Raw genomic sequence first — 1021 nt, 5'->3', positions numbered from 1 at the left:
ATAGTTCGTAAAAAGGATGTTCTGAATCCAAAAAATCAAAAGGAGACGATTTGGCAAGATATTTATAACCTTTTTCTCTTAAATATTTTTGCTTTCTTGTCATTTTAAGAGTGATGTCTTCATCGAATTCCCCTTTTGATGGCAGGCAAAGGCTACCCGCGATACTTCCATTGCTGGTGACATCTTTTACTCTAATAAGATAGAAGAGACCTTTTTCCTGAATATTTGCAAAAATATTGTAAGTTTCATATCCCCGATCTGCAATAATGATTGTTTTTCTGTTTCTCGGAAGATCTTTTACCATATGAATAAGAGCTGATGATTCATTCTCCTCATATGGTGATTGGATTAATGTATGTACATATCTGAAATCCAGCAGATTATATAAGGCATTAATGTGCAATTGATTAAACCCAAAAGTTCCACGCTCTTTCTTTCCAGGAAAATGTGTCTTTTTATCTTTTGGATCACGGAAAATATTTTGGTCTGCTCCATCACAGGCAAGAAGCTCATAACCCTGAAAAGTTTTCTTAGACTTTATTTTTCTATTAAAAGAATGAAACAGATTTTCCATAGTGTCAGGCTTTAGTTTATTTCTCTTTTGAATGTAGCCGGATTTTGAAATAGGAAGCTCAGAATTGAGTTTTTCTCGGTCTGCGTATTCACATAGTTCAACATCAAGGGCACTGCTACCTGATGAGATATAGAACTTTATGACATCGGAGAATTCCATTTTCCCTTTCCTTGAAAAATCGTGTCCGGGATTCTTTACGAAATCTTCCATTTGCTGTTCCATTTCTGAAATAGCTTTAAAAAGAGTGTTGCGAACGTAGTTTGCATAGTGATTCATGGTAAAACCTCCTAAAAATGTATATTCAAGAGGCTGCGCCGCAAATTTTGATGTATTTGTCAAGTGATTTTTATGTTTTGAAACATAGAAAAACAATGTTATGAATTGTGCATTATTACCATTACTTTAGGATACCTACTATTTTATTCCAATTTTAGCTAACTGGCATTA

At 34.0% G+C, this 1021-nt stretch carries 1 protein-coding gene; it reads right to left on the bottom strand.

Features of this window, described 5'->3' with window-relative positions; all coding sequences use genetic code 11:
- Window positions 1-850 (bottom strand): transposase (locus FYJ57_RS15065; RefSeq protein ID WP_154433286.1); only part of this gene is annotated, 850 nt, incomplete at its 3' end.
- Window positions 851-1021 lie beyond the last annotated feature (171 nt).

Origin of the sequence: Oliverpabstia intestinalis (assembly GCF_009696065.1) — a bacterium.
In the GTDB taxonomy this organism is placed as follows: Bacteria; Bacillota; Clostridia; order Lachnospirales; family Lachnospiraceae; genus Oliverpabstia; species Oliverpabstia intestinalis.
The sequence above is the reverse complement of the archived record's forward strand: the minus strand, read 5'-3'. Positions and strand labels throughout refer to the sequence as shown.